General features: G+C 61.7%; 16 protein-coding genes. 2 read left to right on the forward strand and 14 right to left on the reverse strand.

The window, feature by feature from the left end:
- Positions 1-47 precede the first annotated feature (47 nt).
- The gene (locus BFN10_RS27125; protein WP_173668598.1) at positions 48-614 is read left to right on the forward strand and encodes a BUD32 family EKC/KEOPS complex subunit; all 567 of its coding nucleotides are present in this window, start codon (positions 48-50) and stop codon (positions 612-614) included.
- On the opposite strand, the gene BFN10_RS27130 is transcribed toward BFN10_RS27125, so the two are convergent.
- The 8 genes from BFN10_RS27130 to BFN10_RS27165 all read right to left on the reverse strand — a co-directional run bounded on the left by BFN10_RS27130 (position 603) and on the right by BFN10_RS27165 (position 9,177).
- Positions 603-1,688, reverse strand: a complete 1,086-nt coding sequence (locus BFN10_RS27130; protein WP_071492306.1) for a glycosyltransferase — start codon at positions 1,686-1,688, stop codon at positions 603-605. The genes BFN10_RS27125 and BFN10_RS27130 overlap by 12 nt on opposite strands.
- Positions 1,689-1,735: 47 nt before the next feature.
- Positions 1,736-2,497 carry a glycosyltransferase family 2 protein gene (locus tag BFN10_RS27135; RefSeq protein ID WP_071492307.1) on the reverse strand — a complete coding sequence of 254 codons (762 nt, stop codon included), beginning with the start codon at positions 2,495-2,497 and terminating at the stop codon, positions 1,736-1,738.
- 51 nt (positions 2,498-2,548) lie between these two features.
- A complete protein-coding gene (locus BFN10_RS27140; protein WP_071492308.1) occupies positions 2,549-3,505 on the reverse strand; it encodes a glycosyltransferase family protein in 957 nt (318 codons plus the stop codon).
- The gene (locus tag BFN10_RS27145) at positions 3,502-4,914 is read right to left on the reverse strand and encodes a PIG-L deacetylase family protein (protein ID WP_071492309.1); all 1,413 of its coding nucleotides are present in this window, start codon (positions 4,912-4,914) and stop codon (positions 3,502-3,504) included. The genes BFN10_RS27140 and BFN10_RS27145 overlap by 4 nt, the downstream gene beginning before the upstream one ends.
- A complete protein-coding gene (locus tag BFN10_RS27150) occupies positions 4,911-5,807 on the reverse strand; it encodes a GNAT family N-acetyltransferase (protein ID WP_071492310.1) in 897 nt (298 codons plus the stop codon). Before BFN10_RS27150 ends, BFN10_RS27145 begins: the two co-directional genes overlap by 4 nt.
- Entirely contained in the window at positions 5,807-6,937 is a 1,131-nt protein-coding gene (locus tag BFN10_RS27155; protein ID WP_071492311.1) for a glycosyltransferase, read from the reverse strand. Before BFN10_RS27155 ends, BFN10_RS27150 begins: the two co-directional genes overlap by 1 nt.
- Complete coding sequence (locus BFN10_RS27160; protein WP_034136622.1) at positions 6,921-8,678, reverse strand: carbamoyltransferase family protein; 1,758 nt, start codon at positions 8,676-8,678, stop codon at positions 6,921-6,923. Before BFN10_RS27160 ends, BFN10_RS27155 begins: the two co-directional genes overlap by 17 nt.
- A 142-nt stretch (positions 8,679-8,820) precedes the next feature.
- Entirely contained in the window at positions 8,821-9,177 is a 357-nt protein-coding gene (locus BFN10_RS27165) for a YceK/YidQ family lipoprotein (protein WP_071492312.1), read from the reverse strand.
- Positions 9,178-9,375: 198 nt separating this feature from the next.
- Between BFN10_RS27165 and BFN10_RS27170 the strand changes: the two genes are divergently transcribed.
- Positions 9,376-11,460: a TonB-dependent receptor family protein gene (locus tag BFN10_RS27170; RefSeq protein ID WP_071492313.1), complete on the forward strand. Its 2,085-nt coding sequence runs from the start codon at positions 9,376-9,378 to the stop codon at positions 11,458-11,460.
- Here BFN10_RS27170 and BFN10_RS27175 read toward each other — a convergent pair whose 3' ends face one another.
- The 6 genes from BFN10_RS27175 to waaC are packed head-to-tail and all read right to left on the reverse strand — an operon-like array spanning position 11,461 to position 17,374.
- On the reverse strand, positions 11,461-12,903 hold the full coding sequence (locus BFN10_RS27175; protein ID WP_071492314.1) for a lipopolysaccharide kinase InaA family protein: 1,443 nt from the start codon (positions 12,901-12,903) through the stop codon (positions 11,461-11,463).
- The gene (locus tag BFN10_RS27180) at positions 12,903-13,655 is read right to left on the reverse strand and encodes a lipopolysaccharide kinase InaA family protein (RefSeq protein WP_071492315.1); all 753 of its coding nucleotides are present in this window, start codon (positions 13,653-13,655) and stop codon (positions 12,903-12,905) included. The genes BFN10_RS27175 and BFN10_RS27180 overlap by 1 nt, the downstream gene beginning before the upstream one ends.
- Positions 13,652-14,386 (reverse strand): lipopolysaccharide kinase InaA family protein, encoded by a 735-nt coding sequence (locus tag BFN10_RS27185; protein WP_071492316.1) that lies wholly within the window; start codon positions 14,384-14,386, stop codon positions 13,652-13,654. The genes BFN10_RS27180 and BFN10_RS27185 overlap by 4 nt, the downstream gene beginning before the upstream one ends.
- A complete protein-coding gene (gene rfaP / locus BFN10_RS27190; protein ID WP_071492317.1) occupies positions 14,386-15,192 on the reverse strand; it encodes a lipopolysaccharide core heptose(I) kinase RfaP in 807 nt (268 codons plus the stop codon). Before rfaP ends, BFN10_RS27185 begins: the two co-directional genes overlap by 1 nt.
- Positions 15,189-16,313, reverse strand: coding sequence for a glycosyltransferase family 4 protein (locus BFN10_RS27195; protein ID WP_071492318.1), 1,125 nt, complete (start codon positions 16,311-16,313; stop codon positions 15,189-15,191). Before BFN10_RS27195 ends, rfaP begins: the two co-directional genes overlap by 4 nt.
- Positions 16,313-17,374, reverse strand: a complete 1,062-nt coding sequence (gene waaC, locus BFN10_RS27200; RefSeq protein ID WP_071492319.1) for a lipopolysaccharide heptosyltransferase I — start codon at positions 17,372-17,374, stop codon at positions 16,313-16,315. Before waaC ends, BFN10_RS27195 begins: the two co-directional genes overlap by 1 nt.

The following is a 17,374-nucleotide window of genomic DNA, read 5'->3' on the forward strand; positions in this document are numbered from 1 at the left end:
TTCCGACGATGCAATGTTCAAGGCTTCCCCAAGCCGATTTAACCACGATGATTGAAGGCGCCAAGATCCTCGAACAGGACAGCCACGGCCCCAAAGTCTACCTGTTGGCGGACGGGAACATCCTTAAACTGTTTCGCCGCAAGCGCCTGCTTTCATCAGCACTGTTTCGTCCCTACTCCAAACGCTTCATCGATAACGTGGCGCAGCTGCAACAGCGTGGCATCCCCACCTTGACCGTACTTGCGTACTATCAGTTGGCTGCACCTGGCATGACGGCGGTGCTGTATCGCCCGCTGCCAGGGGAAACGCTGCGCCAGATTTCCAATAAGGAAGGCTTTGACTGGCAGTCCAACCTCGACCCGCTGGTAGCACTCATTCGCCGCCTGCATGGTGCAGGCATCTACTTTCGCTCCCTGCACCTGGGCAACATTGTTGTCACGCCTGACAATGAAATGGGGCTGATCGATGTGGCGGATATGCGCTTTCTTCGCGCCCCGCTCAACCCGGCACTCGCACGGCGCAACGTGCAGCATTTCGCACGTTATATTGCGCGCGAGAAGCTGAACGAACGCTTTCCAATGCAAGCACTGGAACAAGCCCTGCTAGCGGCATGAGAAAAGACGCTGGGAGGTTTCACTGAAATCCTTCCACGCTTGCTCCGGCGCCAACGCTCGCGATTGAGCCTCCAGCACACTGTGGGCCGGCGTAGCGAAAGCGCGCTCCATCAGGCGCCCCCAAGCGTGCACATTGTCTGACGGCGCGTACCAGCCAGCATCCGCCAACTGTTCGCGAAACACCGCCAACTCGCTGGTCAATACCGGCACACCGGCCATCACCGCCTCTTGCAGGATCAGTCCCAAGCCCTCTTCCGTCGATGGGATGGCCACCCAGTCAAACGCACGGTACAGAGTCGCCGCTTCTGGCAGATGGCCCGGCAACGATACCCTGCCTCGCAAATCCAGCTCGTCGATGCGCGCCTCAAGGGCAGGCCTTGCCGGCCCCTCACCGATAATCACCAGGCGCGCATCTGGTTGATGGGCCGACACACTGGCAAACGCGTCAAGCAAACAGCCGAACCCCTTACCCTCCACCAACCGTCCGACGGCGCCCAGCACGGGCGAGCCTTCCAGCGGCAAGCCCAGATGCGAACGAGCCTGTTCCCGGGAAAGCGTGGCCGCACGAAAAGCCACTGGGTCAAATGCACTGCGCAGCACCGCGACGGGCCGTTGCAGATACCGCTCCAGCGAGCTTGCAAGGGTCTGCGACACGGCGGCGATGGTCAAGCGTGCAGCCGGAAACTGGTCGAGCAGCTTCTGGTCTGCTCGGCGCAAGCGCGTGGCGCCGTGAAAGACGACAACGGCCCGTACCTGCGGCAACCGTTGGAGTACGGGCAATATCACCCGGGCCACGCCAATTCCATCCAGCAGCACAATTTCCAGATCCTCAGGCAGCGCCTTGTGAAACCGCGTACGCATCAGCGGCGTCAGCAGTTTCCACACGTGCCGGCCCTTGAGCTGGGCAGAGGAGAGGTTCCACTCTCGCACCGGATCACCTTTCTGCGCACCGCCTTGAAGCAGCCAAGTGTTGATCGGTGAAGGACAAATGGCATGAGACAGTATCTGTTGATGAACCTTCTGCACTGAAGCGAATGCAGAACCCCCGGCCCACATGATATTGAGGATACTCATCGATAAAAGTGACCTTTTGCGGCGTGAAGGTGGCTTGTCATAAGCAACTAATGGATCAACCAGCCGATACCCAGTCCCAGTATCAACATGGCCGCCAGCTTGATCCGCTCTCGCCGCTTGCGCCGTGCTTTGGTCAGACGCTCTTTCGCCGTCGCCACATGCAGACCGAAACCGGTATGCAAAACCGCATCACCTTCAAGAGTCACGGCCACCAGGTTCAACTGCGCGTAACGCTTGGACAACCCTTTCTCACCCTCAAACCCGGCATAGGGAGCGCACAACCGATACTCCTTGATACGACGCAGCCCAGGGTTCAGTGAAAACCCCTGCCACTCAGGCTTGTCGGACTGCAAGGGATAACACGGCACCCCGCCGATCACCTCGCGCGGCCCCAGATGGATATAGGGGCTGTGCACCTGCAAGTCATAAACGTAATTGCGTAACCATACCTGCAGAATGTCGGGGCGCTGCTCCAGCACAGTTTTGGAGTCCTCGACAAAACCCGGTCGATAAAACGCCCAGTCATCCTCGCAATGGAAAATGTAGGGAGTCTTGACCAACTCGTAAGCCAAGTCGATGGATGCCAACTGCCCAAGCTTTGGGCGGTTGATCAAAAAAGTGCAATGTCTTTGCCAGTGTTCGGGAACCGCAAGGCGCACGGCTTCATCGCCGGAGTCTTCAGTAATCAAGACTTCGCGTATGTCCGCCGTATTGAACAGATCGAAGCTCTCGAGCGTGCGCTTCAACAAATCGAAGCGACCACAACTGGTCACCACGAGCGTTATGTCGCTTTGATCGGAGAATTGCATTCAAGCCTCGATAATATCATATAGCCATCATTTACGGCTACTCAGCCGATATTAAACGCCCAGCTTCAGGCGCAACCTTTCCAGCATACTCAAGGGAGAACGCGGCCTTAAGGGCGGCTTTAATACCTCGACAATACGCTGGCCGATACGGGCAAAACTGAACTCGCCAACCGCCAGCGCTTGCCCACGGCGTGCAATATCGGTCGCCAACGACGGGTTGGACCGCAACACGGCGAGCTTTTCCTGCAACTGCGGGATGTCCTTATAGAACACCACATTGACCATATCCTCAAAGCCAAGGGCCTCGTTTTCCGCCGCACCCTGGTCAAACGCCAGCAGTACGCAGCCACAGGCCATGGCTTCGAAGTTCTTGATCATGTATTCGCCCATGCCCACATCGGCACTGACGAAAAAGCGGATGCGGTTGAGGGTGGCGCAATATTCCTCACCGGACTTGGTGCGCGTCACCACCAAAGGCTCAACCTTCGCCAGCTCATCGAGCAATGCCTTGCGACCACTGTAGGCCACGCTGTTGGTGCTGCCGACAAATGCCAGTTCAATATCACGCTCACGATCCTGGGGCTGCAACAGTGCCTGGTCATAGCCCTTGGGTACGAATACCGCATCAAAACCTTCGGCCCGCAGGCGCTCGGTCACCATGTGGCCGGAGCTGATCACCCGCGCCCACGGCAGGCGCCGGTAATGCGCGCTGAACTTGCCGGTGTACTTGCAGGGAATGTAGTTCTGGTAAGCATCGTGCTCGAGGATCACCAGGTTCGGGATCGTGCGGATAAATCCGACCTGACGGATTTCCTGCTTGAAGCGCAGGAAGAACACGATGCGGTCGTAACGGGTCACGTCGACTTCGCGCCGGAAGTAACCACGCAGGTTGCGCTGATCAGCACTGCTCAGCCAGCGGGTATCACACTCGCAGTGCTCGGCAATGCCTTCGTACAAGCGATCGAGGATGGCGCGCTGTTCTTTCTGCACCAGAAACAAGACTTTCATGACTCATCCTTTCCCAAACGCCACAACAACTCGTGCCGTCGTACGGCCTTGCGGAAAAATTCGTTCTCACCATAGGGCGACGGCGCACGGCCCGCCAAGACACGCTGCAGCCAGCGTCGTACACGGCGCTTGAACGGCGGTGCCGGTTGCAGGTCATGCATCATGCCCAACGCCATGGCCTTATCGCGCTGCTGCGCCAGCGACAGCGACACACTGTAGGGTGACAACACCAACGCGTCGTCGAACTGCGGCGGCAACGCAATGCCGGCGCCTGCATCGCCCATGGGCCAGCGGTCGTTGTCATGCAGGTGGTTGGCATAGCCCAGGACAGTTGTCGGTTGCCACTCCAGCCCTTGCAAGGCTTCGGTGACCGCCTGGTGCGCACAGATGTGATCAGGGTGCGGGTCGAGGACCGGATGGGGCAGCACAATCACCTCGGGGCGCGCCGTCAGCAACAAGTGGCGCAGGTCGGCCAGCAGGTTGTTCCAGGTGGGCAGGCCATCCTGGTCCGCCGGCAACGGGTGCGGGTTGAACTGGCGGAACAGGCGGATATCCGACAAATCCGCCTCACGCGACGCGACCGGCTGATCCGGCGTCGCCCGCATCGCCGGCAATTGCAGGCAGAAGTAGCCCAATTGCACGCATTGCGCCTCGGGTACCCCGGCCCAGCGGGGTACGGCAATGCTGTCCCAGGCACGCAGGCGTCCCTTGATGCGCGCGGCCTCGACCGCATCCAGGCCCATCTTTTGATAGTGCTCGGCTTCGATTTCACCGGCGGTGAGGGTCACGATCCAGGGTTTGTCGGCCTGGCTGTAAAGACCAAATGCGGCCAGCTCGGCATCGTCGGCATGGGGCGCGATGACCATCACCCGTTGCGCCGTGTAATCCGCAGTGGCCCAGGCCCAAAGCCGGGGCGCTCCCAGCAATCGGCAAAAGCGCCCATGCAAGCGCAACTCATCGGCCATCAGGGCCGGGGCCAAGCCACTGAGGTTGAGATAACGCACGCCATTCACGCCTCGCTCGAAGGCCTGGCGGTCGGGACTCTCGCCCCCCAGAATCTCGACAGCAGGGTCCAGCAGGCGCCCCAACCAAGCGCTTTTGACCCGGATCGCCAACACCAACGTCGCATCGGTCTCCAGAGCCGAATCAACCAGCAGACGCCCGCCCTCGAAGCGAACCCCACTCACCTCGGCATCCGCCGAAAAACGGTATTGATAGTCTTCGCCAGGCGCATAAAACAAATGGTCGGCAAACCAGGCTTCATGGGCAACCCAGGCCAGCACGCCCAGTACCAAGGGCAACCACCAGGCCACGCAGATGCCGATCGCCACCAACAGCAGCAAGCCGATCAACAGGCCGATGCGCTTGTTGCGCCGATGGCGCTTGAGCAATTGCTGTTTGCGGCTCATACGGTCAGCACCGGCACAGGGTTGCACCAGCGGTCCTTGTACTCGCGGTCGGCACGCCCAAAGGAAAACCGCAGCGGCTTGCCGACTTCACGCGCCTGTTCCCAGGCACTCTGGGTGTTGAGAAAACTCAAGACACTGCCCGGGCTGAACGCACGGGTTTCAGGGTCGACGCCACCATTGACATACTCCACGCTGATCCACTCGGGCGACTCGACCCGGTACACCAGTTGGACCGCAATCGGCGCATCGTTTAGAAAGATCACCGAGCCGATCAGCCACTCGCGCAGCAACTCGATCACCTCAGCCATACGCTCGGCGCCCGTGGCGACAAAGCCCCAGCGGCGCAGGAACAAATCGCAGTAGATCGCCGCCAGCTCCTGGCTGGAAAACTCACCCACCGGCCGCACGACGCCGCCCGCCTCTTCCAGCAGGCGCAGTTCACGGCGCTGGTTGTAGCGGAATTTCTTCGACAGTTCTTCCGGCGTACGCGCCATGGCCAGTTGCTCGGCCTGGGGCTTGAGGCCACTGAAACGGCCTTCGTTCAACACCGACAGATAGCGCGCACGCTGACGCAGCGGCGCCTTGGCCCTAGCGGCTGCCGGCAAGATCAGCTCGGCATTGCCCAGGTCGAACAGGCCCTTTTTGCCGCGCTGCTTGAGTACATCCTTGGACAACGCCAGGTCACGCCCCCAAGTGGCGATGCACGCCTGAAGATCGCCGCCCTGCTCCCAGGCCAGGTAACGCACCGGGATCTCGGCAAGCCCCGCCAGGCGTTCGATCACCTGTGGATGGGTGGCGACGCTGCCGCCAAAACGCTGCCAGGCATCGCTGTAGACTGGCGCGTCAACAACGGACCAGCCTCGCTCGCGCCAGCCTCGGAATCGATTGAGCATCAAGCCCCCGCGGTCAGTTCAATAACGTGCGGCAGTTGCCAGAAAGTATCGCGTACCGCCTGATCCGAGAAACGCGCATGCAGGCGCTCCAGCATCATCTCGGCACACTGCCGTTGCTGCTGGCGATCCATCGCGGCCAGGTGCCGCAGCCCCTGGGCCAGGCGCTCGGCGTCGCCAAAGGGGAACAGGACACCTACCCCTTCCACTACTTCCTTCGCCCCGCCACAGGCCGTGACCAGCAACGGCACGCCAGCAACCATGGCCTCCAGCAACACCATGCCGAACGGCTCGTGGTCGGAGCTCAGTGCAAAGACATCGAATGCGCGGAAATACCGGCGCGCATCCGGCACCTGGCCAAGGAACAGCACCTTGTCGGCAACGCCCAGTTCCCGGGCCAGTTCCTTGAGGTCCTGCTCCAGGCGGCCACTGCCGAGGATCGCCAGTCGGCTTCGCTCCGGCAGTTGCGGCAGTGCCAGGGCAAAACCCTTGAGCAACGTGGCCTGGTCCTTGTCCGGGTGCAGGCGGCCGACATTGCCGACTACCCACTCGTCCGGCGACAGCCCCAGGGCGTCACGTGCCTCATCCACCGGCACCTGCATGGCCTGCTGGGCGTCGACATCGATGCGGTTGTACAGCGTCTGGATCCGCGTAGCCGGCCAAGCCGGCAGGCAACGGCGCATATCGTCACGCACCGCGTCGGACACCCCGAGCAGGCTCAGGCGCTTGCGGAAAATGCCGGCAAACAGCTTGCGGCTACGGCGCTGGTAATCACCAAAGGCATGATGCACACCGATCACCGGCAACCGCGTGGCCAGCAAGGCCACGTAGATCGGCTTGAAACGGTGGGCAATGCAGAATCTGAAATTGCGCGACGCTGCGATCTTGCGCAACTCGGCAATAGCCCCAAGCTTGAGGCCGCGAACGGCCTTGGAGCTGAATTCCATGAACAGCACTTCATCACTGGCGCAACCGGCGGCCACCTCGGGGTCGGCGACCCCGGTGAGGAACACCGTGGTCACTTTGTAGCCGGAGCCTGCGAACAGACTGGCGTACTGCCGCGCGCAGTCCAGGAACGGCCCGTCATAGCCGTGGCAGAACTGCAGGACGTGGCGTTCAGCCGAGCGCGTCATAAGGGTCCACGCCGTCCTTGACGACCAGGATGTCTTCCATGATCAGGTATTGCAGGTCGGAGCCGAAGAACATGTTCAGCGCGTCGGTCGGCGAGCAGATCATCGCTTCGCCGCGACGGTTGAGCGAGGTGTTCAGGGACACGCCGTTGCCGGTCAGCACTTCGAGCTCTTTCATCATGTCGTAGTAGCGCGGGTTGTACTCGCGCTTGAGCACCTGGGCGCGGGAGGTGCCATCTTCATGGACCACTTCCGGCACGCGGGTCTTCCACTCTTCGGCCACTTCAAAGGTGAAGGTCATGAAGGGTGCAGGGTGGTCGACCTTGATCATCTGCGGCGCGACGGTGTCGAGCATCGACGGGCAGAAAGGCCTCCAGCGCTCGCGGAACTTGATCTGATGGTTGATGCGGTCCGCCACCCCGGTGGCGCTAGGGCAACCGATGATCGAACGACCGCCGAGTGCACGCGGGCCAAACTCCATGCGGCCCTGGAACCAGGCCACCGGGTTGCCATCGACCATGATCTTGGCGATGCGCTGGGGCATGTTCTCGATCTTGCGCCAGTTCGGCTTGCTCTCGTGCTTGGCGCACGCGGCGATCACGTCTTCGTTGCTGTAGGACGGGCCGAGGTAGACGTGCTCCATCTTCTCCACCGGCACACCCCGGGCGTGGGACACGTAGGCCGCTGCGCCCACGGCAGTACCGGCATCGCCGGAGGCTGGCTGTACGAACAGCTCCTTGACGTCATCACGGGCGATGATTTTCTGGTTCAGCTTGACGTTCAGCGCGCAGCCGCCGGCGAAGGCCAGCTTGCCGGTGTCCTTGAGGATGTCGCCCAGGTAGTGGTCGATCATCTGCAGGGCCAGCTTCTCGAACAGCGCCTGCATGCTGGCGGCGTAGTGGATGTACGGCTCGTCGGCGATATCGCCTTCGCGCTTGGGGCCCAGCCACTCGATCAGTTTTGGCGAGAAGTAGAAACCCTTGCCCTTCTCTTTATAACGGCGCAGGCCGATGACGTTGGCGTAGTCGGTATTGATCACCAGCTCGCCGTTCTCGAAGGAGGCCAGGCGCGAGAAATCGTACTTGCTGGCATCGCCATAGGGCGCCATGCCCATGACCTTGAACTCACCGTCGAGCATCTCGAAACCGAGGAACTCGGTGATCGCGCCGTACAGGCCGCCCAGGGAGTCCGGGTCGTAGAATTCCTTGATCTTGTGGATCTTGCCGTTTTCGCCGTAGCCGAAGAACGTGGTGGCGTACTCACCTTTACCGTCGATCCCGAGGATCGCGGTTTTCTCCTGGAAGCCGGAGCAGTGGTAGGCGCTGGAAGCGTGGGCCAGGTGGTGTTCAACCGGTTCGATCTTGATTTTCTTCGGATCGAAGCCCAGTTGCTCCAGGCACCAGACGATCTTGTTGCGATAGCGCTTGTAGCGACGGTTGCCCATCAGGATCGCATCAAGGGCGCGGTCCGGGGCGTACCAGTAACGCTTGGCGTAATGCCAGCGCGCCTCACCGAACAGGCTGATCGGGGCGAACGGGATCGCCACCACGTCAACGTCGGAAGGCTTGATACCGGCCTGTTCCAGGCAGAACTTCGCCGACTCGTAGGGCATGCGGTTCTTTGCATGTTTGTCGCGTACGAAGCGTTCTTCTTCGGCGGCAGCGATCAGCTTGCCGTCGATATACAAGGCTGCGGAAGGATCATGGCTAAGGGCGCCGGACAGGCCAAGAATCGTCAATGCCACAGGGGTCTAGCCTCTTTTAGTCTGCATGCAGGCGGGTTGCGCCTGAAAAAAGTGTGTTTCCCGCCTGGGCGGGAAACAGCTAAAGGGCGGGATTATAGCGTAAAAGCGAGGGGAAGCTGTTAGCGGCGAGCGTCAAGAGGGATCAGCGGAAGATCTCGATGCTGCCGTCCCGGCTTTGACGGTAAACGGTGTAGGGCAGCACCAGGGTGTCCAGCACGCCGGAGGCGACAAACTCGACCGCGACAAAGGGTAGCATGCTCCCGCCATGGTCGATCAGGCTGTTGTCCTTCAGGCTCTTGTCGGGCGCCGGCTCCCCATTGAGCGTGCAGAACCCGTAGATCACCCCACTGTAGATGCGCGGCACGTTTTCGCAGTGACTGCGCGAGTCCTTGAGGTTCTGGCTGGTGACCGCGTCGGGTCGGAAGACCGTATTGATGGTTCCGCAGCCCGTCAACACAAGCGACAGCGTACTGCACAAGACTTTCGACCCCATCCTCATGACCCTCTCCTTATGGCCCATCCGCCATTGTTATTGCCAAGGCTGACCACGCTACCATCGCCAAGGTGGGTGACCCAAAGCAGCAACATTGATTTGCAGCGTAGGACGATTCCCAAATGATAAAAATCGCCTGAGCCACTAAACTCGCGCCCCTTTGCGCGTCTACCTCCTATGCGCGCCATGGATTCCGGCTGACTGATGAAAACCCTCGCCCGCTTCACCTTGTTGTTGCCTGGCCTGTTGGCCCTGAGCGATGCCGCTCGGGCCGACGACGCCCCGCTGGTACTCGACCCCAGCGTGGTCACCGGCTCGCGCAGTGCCAGCCCGACCTTCGACCTGCCGTACTCGGTGGACGGCATCAGCCGCGAACAGATCAGCGACGGCCAATTGGGCATCAACGCCTCCGAGGCCCTGTCCCGCGTGCCTGGCCTGGTGGTACAGAACCGCCAGAACTATGCCCAGGACCTGCAGATTTCCTCCCGAGGCTTCGGTGCCCGCTCGGCGTTCGGCGTGCGCGGCATCAAGCTGATTGCCGACGGCATCCCCGCCAGCACCCCGGACGGCCAGGGCCAGGCGGCCACCTTCAACCTCGATACCGCCGAACGCATCGAAGTGCTGCGCGGCCCTGCCGCCACCCTGTATGGCAGCAATGCCGGCGGCGTGATCCAGATGTTCTCCCGCGACGGCGAAGGCACACCGCGCATCGGCGCCGAGACCCTGGTGGGCAGCGACGGCCTGAACAAGAACCACCTGAACGCCGAAGGCGCGACCAACGGCGCCGGTTTCGTGCTCGACGCTTCGCGCATGGACACCAACGGCTACCGCGACCACAGCAGCGCACGCCGCGACCAGACCTTCGCCAAGCTCAATGTCCAGCCGGATGACGACAGCAAGCTGGCGCTGATCTACAGCAGCCTGGAGCAGAACGGCACCCAGGACCCGCTGGGGCAGACCTGGGCAGCGTACAAGGCCGACCCACGCTCGGTGAGCGCCAACGCGCTGACGTACAACACGCGTAAAAGCATCGATCATCAGCAATTGGGGATGAATTACGAGCGGTACTTCGGCGATGCGACACTGCAGGTGAACGGATATACGGGGCGGCGGAGTGTGATTCAGTATTTGTCGATTCCAAAGGGCACACCCGCCAACGAGCGTGGCGGCGGCGTGGTGCAATTCGACCGCAAGTTCTATGGCGGCAGCGTGCGCTGGATGCAGCCTATTGAAAGCGCACCGGGCGAGCTAATGATCATCTCCGGCCTGGATTTCGATCAAAGCGAAGACAGTCGCCACGGCTACCAGAACTACAGCGGCAACACCCTCGGCATAAAAGGCCAACTGCGCCGCGATGAAATCGACACCGCCCGCAGTCTCGACCCCTATATCCAGGCCAACTGGGCCCTCGACCGCTGGACCCTGCAAGCCGGCGTCCGGCACAGCACCATGCAGTTGGACGTTGACGACCAGTTCCTCAGCAACGGCGATTCCAGCGGCAACAAGACCTATCAGAAAAATACGCCGTCAATGAGCGTGATGTATGCGTTCACGCCTGAACTGCATGGTTATGTGAGCGCGGGCAAAGGCTTCGAAACACCAACCCAGGCCGAATTGGCCTATGCGCCGGGCAATGTGGAGGGCTTCAACTTCGGCTTGAAACCGTCAGAGAGCACCCAGTACGAAGTGGGATTAAAGGCCCAAGTGAAAAACACCAGGATCAATGCGGCCGTATTCCAGATAACTACAGAAGATGAGTTAGTGGTCGCTCAATCCAAAGACGGCCGCACCAGTTACCAAAACGCCGGCCGCACCCTGCGCCGCGGCTTCGAACTGGGCATCGAAAGCCAGCTCAGCGAGCACTGGAGCGCCAACCTCGCCTACACCCGCCTGCAAGCCACCTACGACAGTGACTTCGTCAGCGGCAACACCGCCGTCGACAAGGGCAACTACCTGCCGGGAGTCCCTCAAACCACGCTGTTCGCAGAACTGAGCTGGAAACCAAGGGACTGGGTCAGCACCGCCCTCGAAGGGATGTACCGCAGCCAGGTCTACGTCGAAGACACCAACAGCCAACACGCCGCCCCGGCCTACAGCGTATTCAACTGGCGCGCCGGCTTTGAGCAGAAAGTCGAACACTGGACCTTCCACCAGACCCTGCGCCTGGACAACCTGCTCGACCGCCAGTACGTCGGCTCGGTGATCGTCGGCGACGGCAATAACCGCTACTACGAAGCGGCGCCTGGACGTTCGTGGTATGCAGGCGCCGGGGCGGAGTATCGGTTCTGATCAGTTGATATCTCGAGGCAACCGCTGATCAATCAATTGGTACAACGCACTGCTTTCAGGCCAGTTACGCATGAACCGCGCCCGGTCCTTGGCATACGCCGGGGCGAAGCTCGCCTCGGAGCCGTGCTGACACATGGCGTCCAGGTCGATCAGCGACCAGCGCCCCTGGTCCCAGAACAGGTTGTGGCCCTTGAAATCGCCATGGCTGATGCGTTCACGGATCAGCTCGGCGAACAGGTGATCCAGCGCCTGCAGTTCGTTTTCCGGCGCGTCACCATTTTCAACGTACGGTGCGAAGCGCTCGATGATGTCCGGGCCGGACAGGTATTCGGTGACCAGGTAAGCGCGACGGCGCAACCAGAAGAAGCGTTTTTCCAGCACCGCCAGCGGCTTGGGCGTGGCGATACCGAGGAACGCCAGGCGATTGCCTTCGCGCCAGGAGTGCCAGGCACGGCTCGGACGCCAGAAGCGTTTGAGCCAGTGGGCGAAGCCCTTGATGTTATAGCGCTTGATCACCAGCGGCCGACCGGCCATCTCGACCTTGGCCACGCTGGCGGCGCCGCCGGTCTTGTACAAATGCCCCTGGTCCAGCAGTGCGTCAGCCTGTTCCAGCACCGGCAGCATGGCCGGTTCCTCTTCCCGCCGGATCGCGCGCAAGGCAAAGGCGCCGCGCACCACGCTGAACAGCGTGCATTCACGGCCGACCTTGCTCAGGAAGTCCTTGAGGCGCCGGGCACTGACCTTACGCACCTGTTTCTCAAGGGCTTCCAGCGGTAGGGCGTGCTCGCCGTTGCTCAGCAGGTAGTACACCAGCAGCTCTTCGGTAAACGGCTCGAGATTCTTCGGCAACTGGGCGAAAAACACCCCGAGGTTTTCCAGCACACGGTTGCGTGAGAGCGGTTTACCCGCTTCTTCGACGCGGATCCCGGCGCCATCGATCAGGTACAGCTTGCCGCCCTGGCGCAGCAGGTTGTCCAGGTGCAGGTCTTCCTGCCATAGGCCCCTGGTGTGCATCTGCGCAATGGCACCCAGCGCTTCGGCCAGCACGGCGGTTTGTTCGTCAGCCAGCGGCGGCAGGTCTTCGACGGCCTGCCAGGCAGCGGCCAGGCTTTCGGCGCCCTCAATGAACTCGAACAGCAGCCAGCCGCCCTCGCCTTCCTGCAAGCCATCGGCCAGCAGCAACGGCGTGATCAGGCCTTGCTCGGCGAGCAGGCGCACGCCGCTGAGTTCACGCTGAAAGTGCCGCGCCGCCTTGCTGCCCACCAGTAACTTGGCCAAAACCGGACGACCGCGCCAGACCGCCGCCCCCACATAACGCTCGCCCGGCAGCACACGCAACAGGCTCAGCAGTTGCAACTGGCCCGGGCCGGCCGCATCGGCCAGTTCGAGGGTCAGTGGCAGCTCGGGGTTACGGCCGGCGGCTTTCAGCTCGGACAGACGCATCAACGGTTTTCCTTGTGACTACGGCGCGCGGTCAGTTTCTGCAGCCAGCTGGTGACCAGCGCGCTGTCCTTCGGTTGATCAAGATAGGCGGCCAACAGTTGGCGTACCTGTTCATCCGACCACTGCGGTGCACGTCGCAACAACGGCTCCAGGTCCTTGACCCGATCGCGCCAGCCGAACAGCAGCGGGCGGGTTTTCTCAAGGTCGATCAACTGCGCGGCATAGCCGTCGCCGGTGGCCTGCATAAAAATATGCTTGGGATAAAAACAGCCATGCACCTGGCCGACGCTGTGCAACCGGCGTGCAAGCTGACCGCAGGCCAGCAGGATCGCGTGGTGCTGGGCGTCGCTCAATTGAGGCCACTGCTCCAGCAGCGAATCCAGGTCATTCCAACCGTCCAGGGCACGGGTCAGCAGCATGGCGCGATGCTCGCCGCCCACCTTGCGCTCGCCGTAGAAAGCCGCCTGCAAGGCAGGGATGCCGAGCTTGCGGTAACGACTGATATTGCGGAACTCGCGGGAGAAACTCGGCTCGCCAAAGGGACGGTGCAGGCTGCGCGTCAGGTAGTTGCTCTGACGCTTGAGATAATAACCGTGGCCGTCCAGCTCCAGACGAAACACGCTGCTCCAGCCGCCGCGACTGGTGTTGGGTTCATCCACTGCATCCAGTTGTTTGGCCCACAGGGCGTCGAACGTCGCCAAGCCGTTGCGCTCCAGCAGCGCCCGGTCTTCAGCCGCCAGGAAATCACTCATTCACGTCCCTCGAAAAACTTCACCACGTGGCGAATACGCTGTTTGTCCGCTGCACTCAGGTGTCGGCGCTGACGGTATTGCATGTAGAAACGCAGGCGCTGGGTGGCGGACAAGTGATACTTGGCCACCTTGTCCAGGCAGGCCAGGTCTTTGGTGATGCGGTACTTGAGCCAGAACCCGCGCCAGAAATCGCCGTTGGGGCAGTCGATCAGGTACAGGGTCTGCTGGTCATCGATCAACAGGTTGCGCCACTTCAAGTCGTTATGGGTAAAGCGATGATCGTGCATGGTGCGTGTGTATTCGGCGAGCTGACGGCTCACCGCGTCGACCCACTTGGGGTCGCGCAGGCGCGCATCGTTGCGCTCGGCCAATACCGAGAGGTCTTCGGTCTTCGGCAGCTCGCGAGTGATCATCGCCCCACGATCATAGGCCACACCCTTTCGCTCCAGCCCCCAGGCGACTACATCAGCGGTGGGAATACCCCATTTGGCGAAACGCTTGAGGTTCTGCCATTCGGACTTGACCCGCGGCTTGCCCAGGTAGCGCCGCAGCCCTTTGCCGGCACCGATGTAGCGCTTGACGTAATAGTTGACCCCGCCACGCTCCACGCGGATCACTTCCGACAGCGGATCGCGGGTCAGGCGCTCGCCCTGCAGGGCGAAGACCGCTTCGAGGTTGCCGAAATCATCCGCCAGGCTGGCGTACGCAGGTTCCAGGTTCCAACCCGCCATCAGATCGCATCCCCATAACGCAGCTTGCGCGCATACAGCTTGTCGGCCTTGCGCTGCATCAGGCTCAGGGACGCCGATTGCTCAGCGAGGATCTGGCGCAGCGGCTGGCGGAAGTAGCCCTTGAGGAAACGCAGCTTGTCGCGACGGGTGAGGCCGATATCCAGCGCCGAGTAGTACAGCGCGGACAGGTCCTTGTCGCGCCAGCGCAGCGGCAGATGGGCACGCAGTTGAGCGCGGTGCAGGTCGATCACCGACAGCTTGATGTTGTTCGCATCGATGGGCCTGGCGGTGTCCAGCAGGAAGTGGCACAGGTAGCAGTCGCGGTGGTTTACGCCACCCCGGTGCATATCACCAACCATGCGCGCCAGCTCGGCCGTGAGGGCATGACGCAACGCGGGCGCAGGCGGTTCGGCGACCCAATTGATCGTGACGTCTTCGAGGCTGAGGGTCGGCGCCAGCTCTTCGGTGATGATGAACGAATGCTGGTCCGCCGGGTTGCTGCCCTTCTCGCCGAAAGCCACGCCGGTCATGGTCGGCACGCCGAGTGCCTGGAGTCGATGAATCGCCGCCCATTCAAGGCCTGCGCCCAGCACCGGCAGCTTGGCGGTAATCAGGTTCTTGAAGATTTCGCCCCAGCCGATGCCACGGTGGATCTTCACGAAATACGGACGGCCATCCACCACGGTGCGCAGCGTGCGGCGCGCCGCAAGCTCACGGAAGACCTGGCCTTGCAGTTTCTCGACTTCGGCAAAGGCATCAAGCCCGGCCCACAATGTCTTGAACGGTTCGGCAAGAATCAACTTCATCGTTTTGGCTCCGCCAGAATCACATCCGCAGCGCGCTGCGGCATGCTGTAAAGGTCGGCCGTCTCAGCGAAGGCCAGGCCATTGCGGCTCCAGGCCGCGCGCTGTGCAGTGTCGGTGAGCATGTGCGTCAGGTACTGGTTGAGCTGCGCTTGTTCAAACGGCTCATCCAGTACCAGGCCACTGTCGGCCTCGGTAATGTAGTGGGCATACCCACATACTGCCGAGACCAGCACCGGCAACCCGGCCACCAGGGCTTCGAGCAAAACGGTGCCGGTGTTTTCGTTGTACGCCGGGTGAATCAACAGGTCGGCGCCCAGCAGGAAACGCGGGATATCGCTGCGGCCCTTGAGGAACTGCACGTTATCGCCCAAGCCCAAGGTGGCGCTTTGCAGTTGGAATACCTTGGGGTCGTCCTGGCCGATCACAAACAGGCGCGTGCGTTTTTTCAATTCAGGCGGCAACGCGGCCACGGCCTTGAGGCTGCGGTCGACGCCCTTGGTCTTGAAGCCCGAGCCGATCTGCACCAGCAGCAACTCGTCGTCGCCGAGGTTGAATTCCTTGCGGAAACCCTCACGGATTTCGGCGGCATTCGGCGGTGCGCGGCGGTCCTGGGCAATGCCCGGTGGCAGCAGGTGGAAGCGCTCCACCGGGGTGTCGTAATGCTTGATGAACAGCGGCTGCTGCACTTCGGAAATCATCAGGACTTCGGTCTTGGCGTCCTTGGCGAACACTGCGCGCTCGTACTCGGCGAAGTGCTTGTAGCGGCCGAAATAGCGGTACAGCGAGTGGCGCAGGTTTTGCGCCTTGTCTTCAAAGCAACCGTCGGCGGCGTAGTACACGTCCAGGTTGGGCATTTTGTTGAAGCCGACCAGGCGGTCAACCGGGCGCTTGGCCAGGTCTGCGGCCATCCAGGCGCTGAGCTTTTCATTGCGCCGATGGTTGAAGAACGCCTTGACCGGCGCCACCAGCACTTCGAAGCCGGGCGGGATGTCGCCTTCCCAGATCAGCGTGTACACACGAATCTGATGGCCGCGCTGCTGGCACTCCAGGGCGATGCGCATGAAGTCGCGCTGCAGGCCACCGAAGGGGAAATATTTGTACAGCACAAAAGCCAGTTGCATCAGTGCAGCTCCTCAGCCAATAACAACGTGCTCAGTCGGCTTGCCACACGCTCTGGGTTCAGGCGCGTGAAGCACAGGGGCGACTCGCGCTTGAGGTCGAACCGACGCAGGTCGTCGGCCGTCGGTTGATAGGTACATTGCTTTTGCAGGCACGGCGCGCAGGGGAAGTCGCTGGCCAGATGAATCTGGCGCTTGCCGTAGGCACCGGTGAGGCCGGGGTTGGTCGGGCCGAACAGGGAGATGGTCGGCACATCCAGCGCGGCGGCCAGGTGGCCGAGACCGGTGTCCACTGCCACACAGGCGCGAGCGCCGGCCAATACACGAGCCACACCGGCCAGGTTCAGCTTGGGCAGCACCTCGGCGTTTTGCAGGCCCTGGGCCAGGCGTTCGGCACGGGCTTTTTCGGCGGCGTTACCCCAGGGCAATTTTACGTCGACGCCCAGGCGGCCCATGCGCTCGGCCAGCTCGCGCCAGTAGGCTTCGGGCCAGTGCTTGGTGTCCCAGGTGGTGCCGTGCAACAGCAGCACAAAAGGTTTTTTCGGCGGCAGGCCCAGGAGCTTTTCAGTGCTCAGGCCGTAGTCGCCCAGGCCTTTGGGCAGGTCATATCCGAGCGCCACGGCGAACAACTGGCGCAGACGCTCCACCGCGTGTTGCCCTCGCGCAACGGCGAGGCGTCGCGAATAGAAACGCGCAGCCATCGGCTCGCGGGCGGAGTTTCTGTCGAAACCCGCGATGGGCGCACGCACATAACGGGTCAGCCAGGCGCTTTTCAGCAGGCCCTGAGCGTCGATCACCAGATCGTATTTGGTCGACTGGACTTGCTGCTTGAAGCGCCGCCATTCGCCACTCTTGATGGTTCGCCAGATGTTTTTGCGCCAGCGGCGGATCGCCACCGGGATCACCTTGTCGACCGCCGGGTGCCAGGTGGGAATCTCGGCAAAGCCTTCTTCCACTACCCAGTCGAATTGAATGCCGGGGATCGCCCGCGCCGCGTCGGTCAGCGCCGGCAAGGCGTGGATCACGTCGCCCAGGGATGAGGTCTTGATTACCAGTACGCGCAA

It is taken from the genome of Pseudomonas extremorientalis (assembly GCF_001870465.1).
In the GTDB taxonomy this organism is placed as follows: domain Bacteria; phylum Pseudomonadota; class Gammaproteobacteria; order Pseudomonadales; family Pseudomonadaceae; genus Aquipseudomonas; species Aquipseudomonas extremorientalis.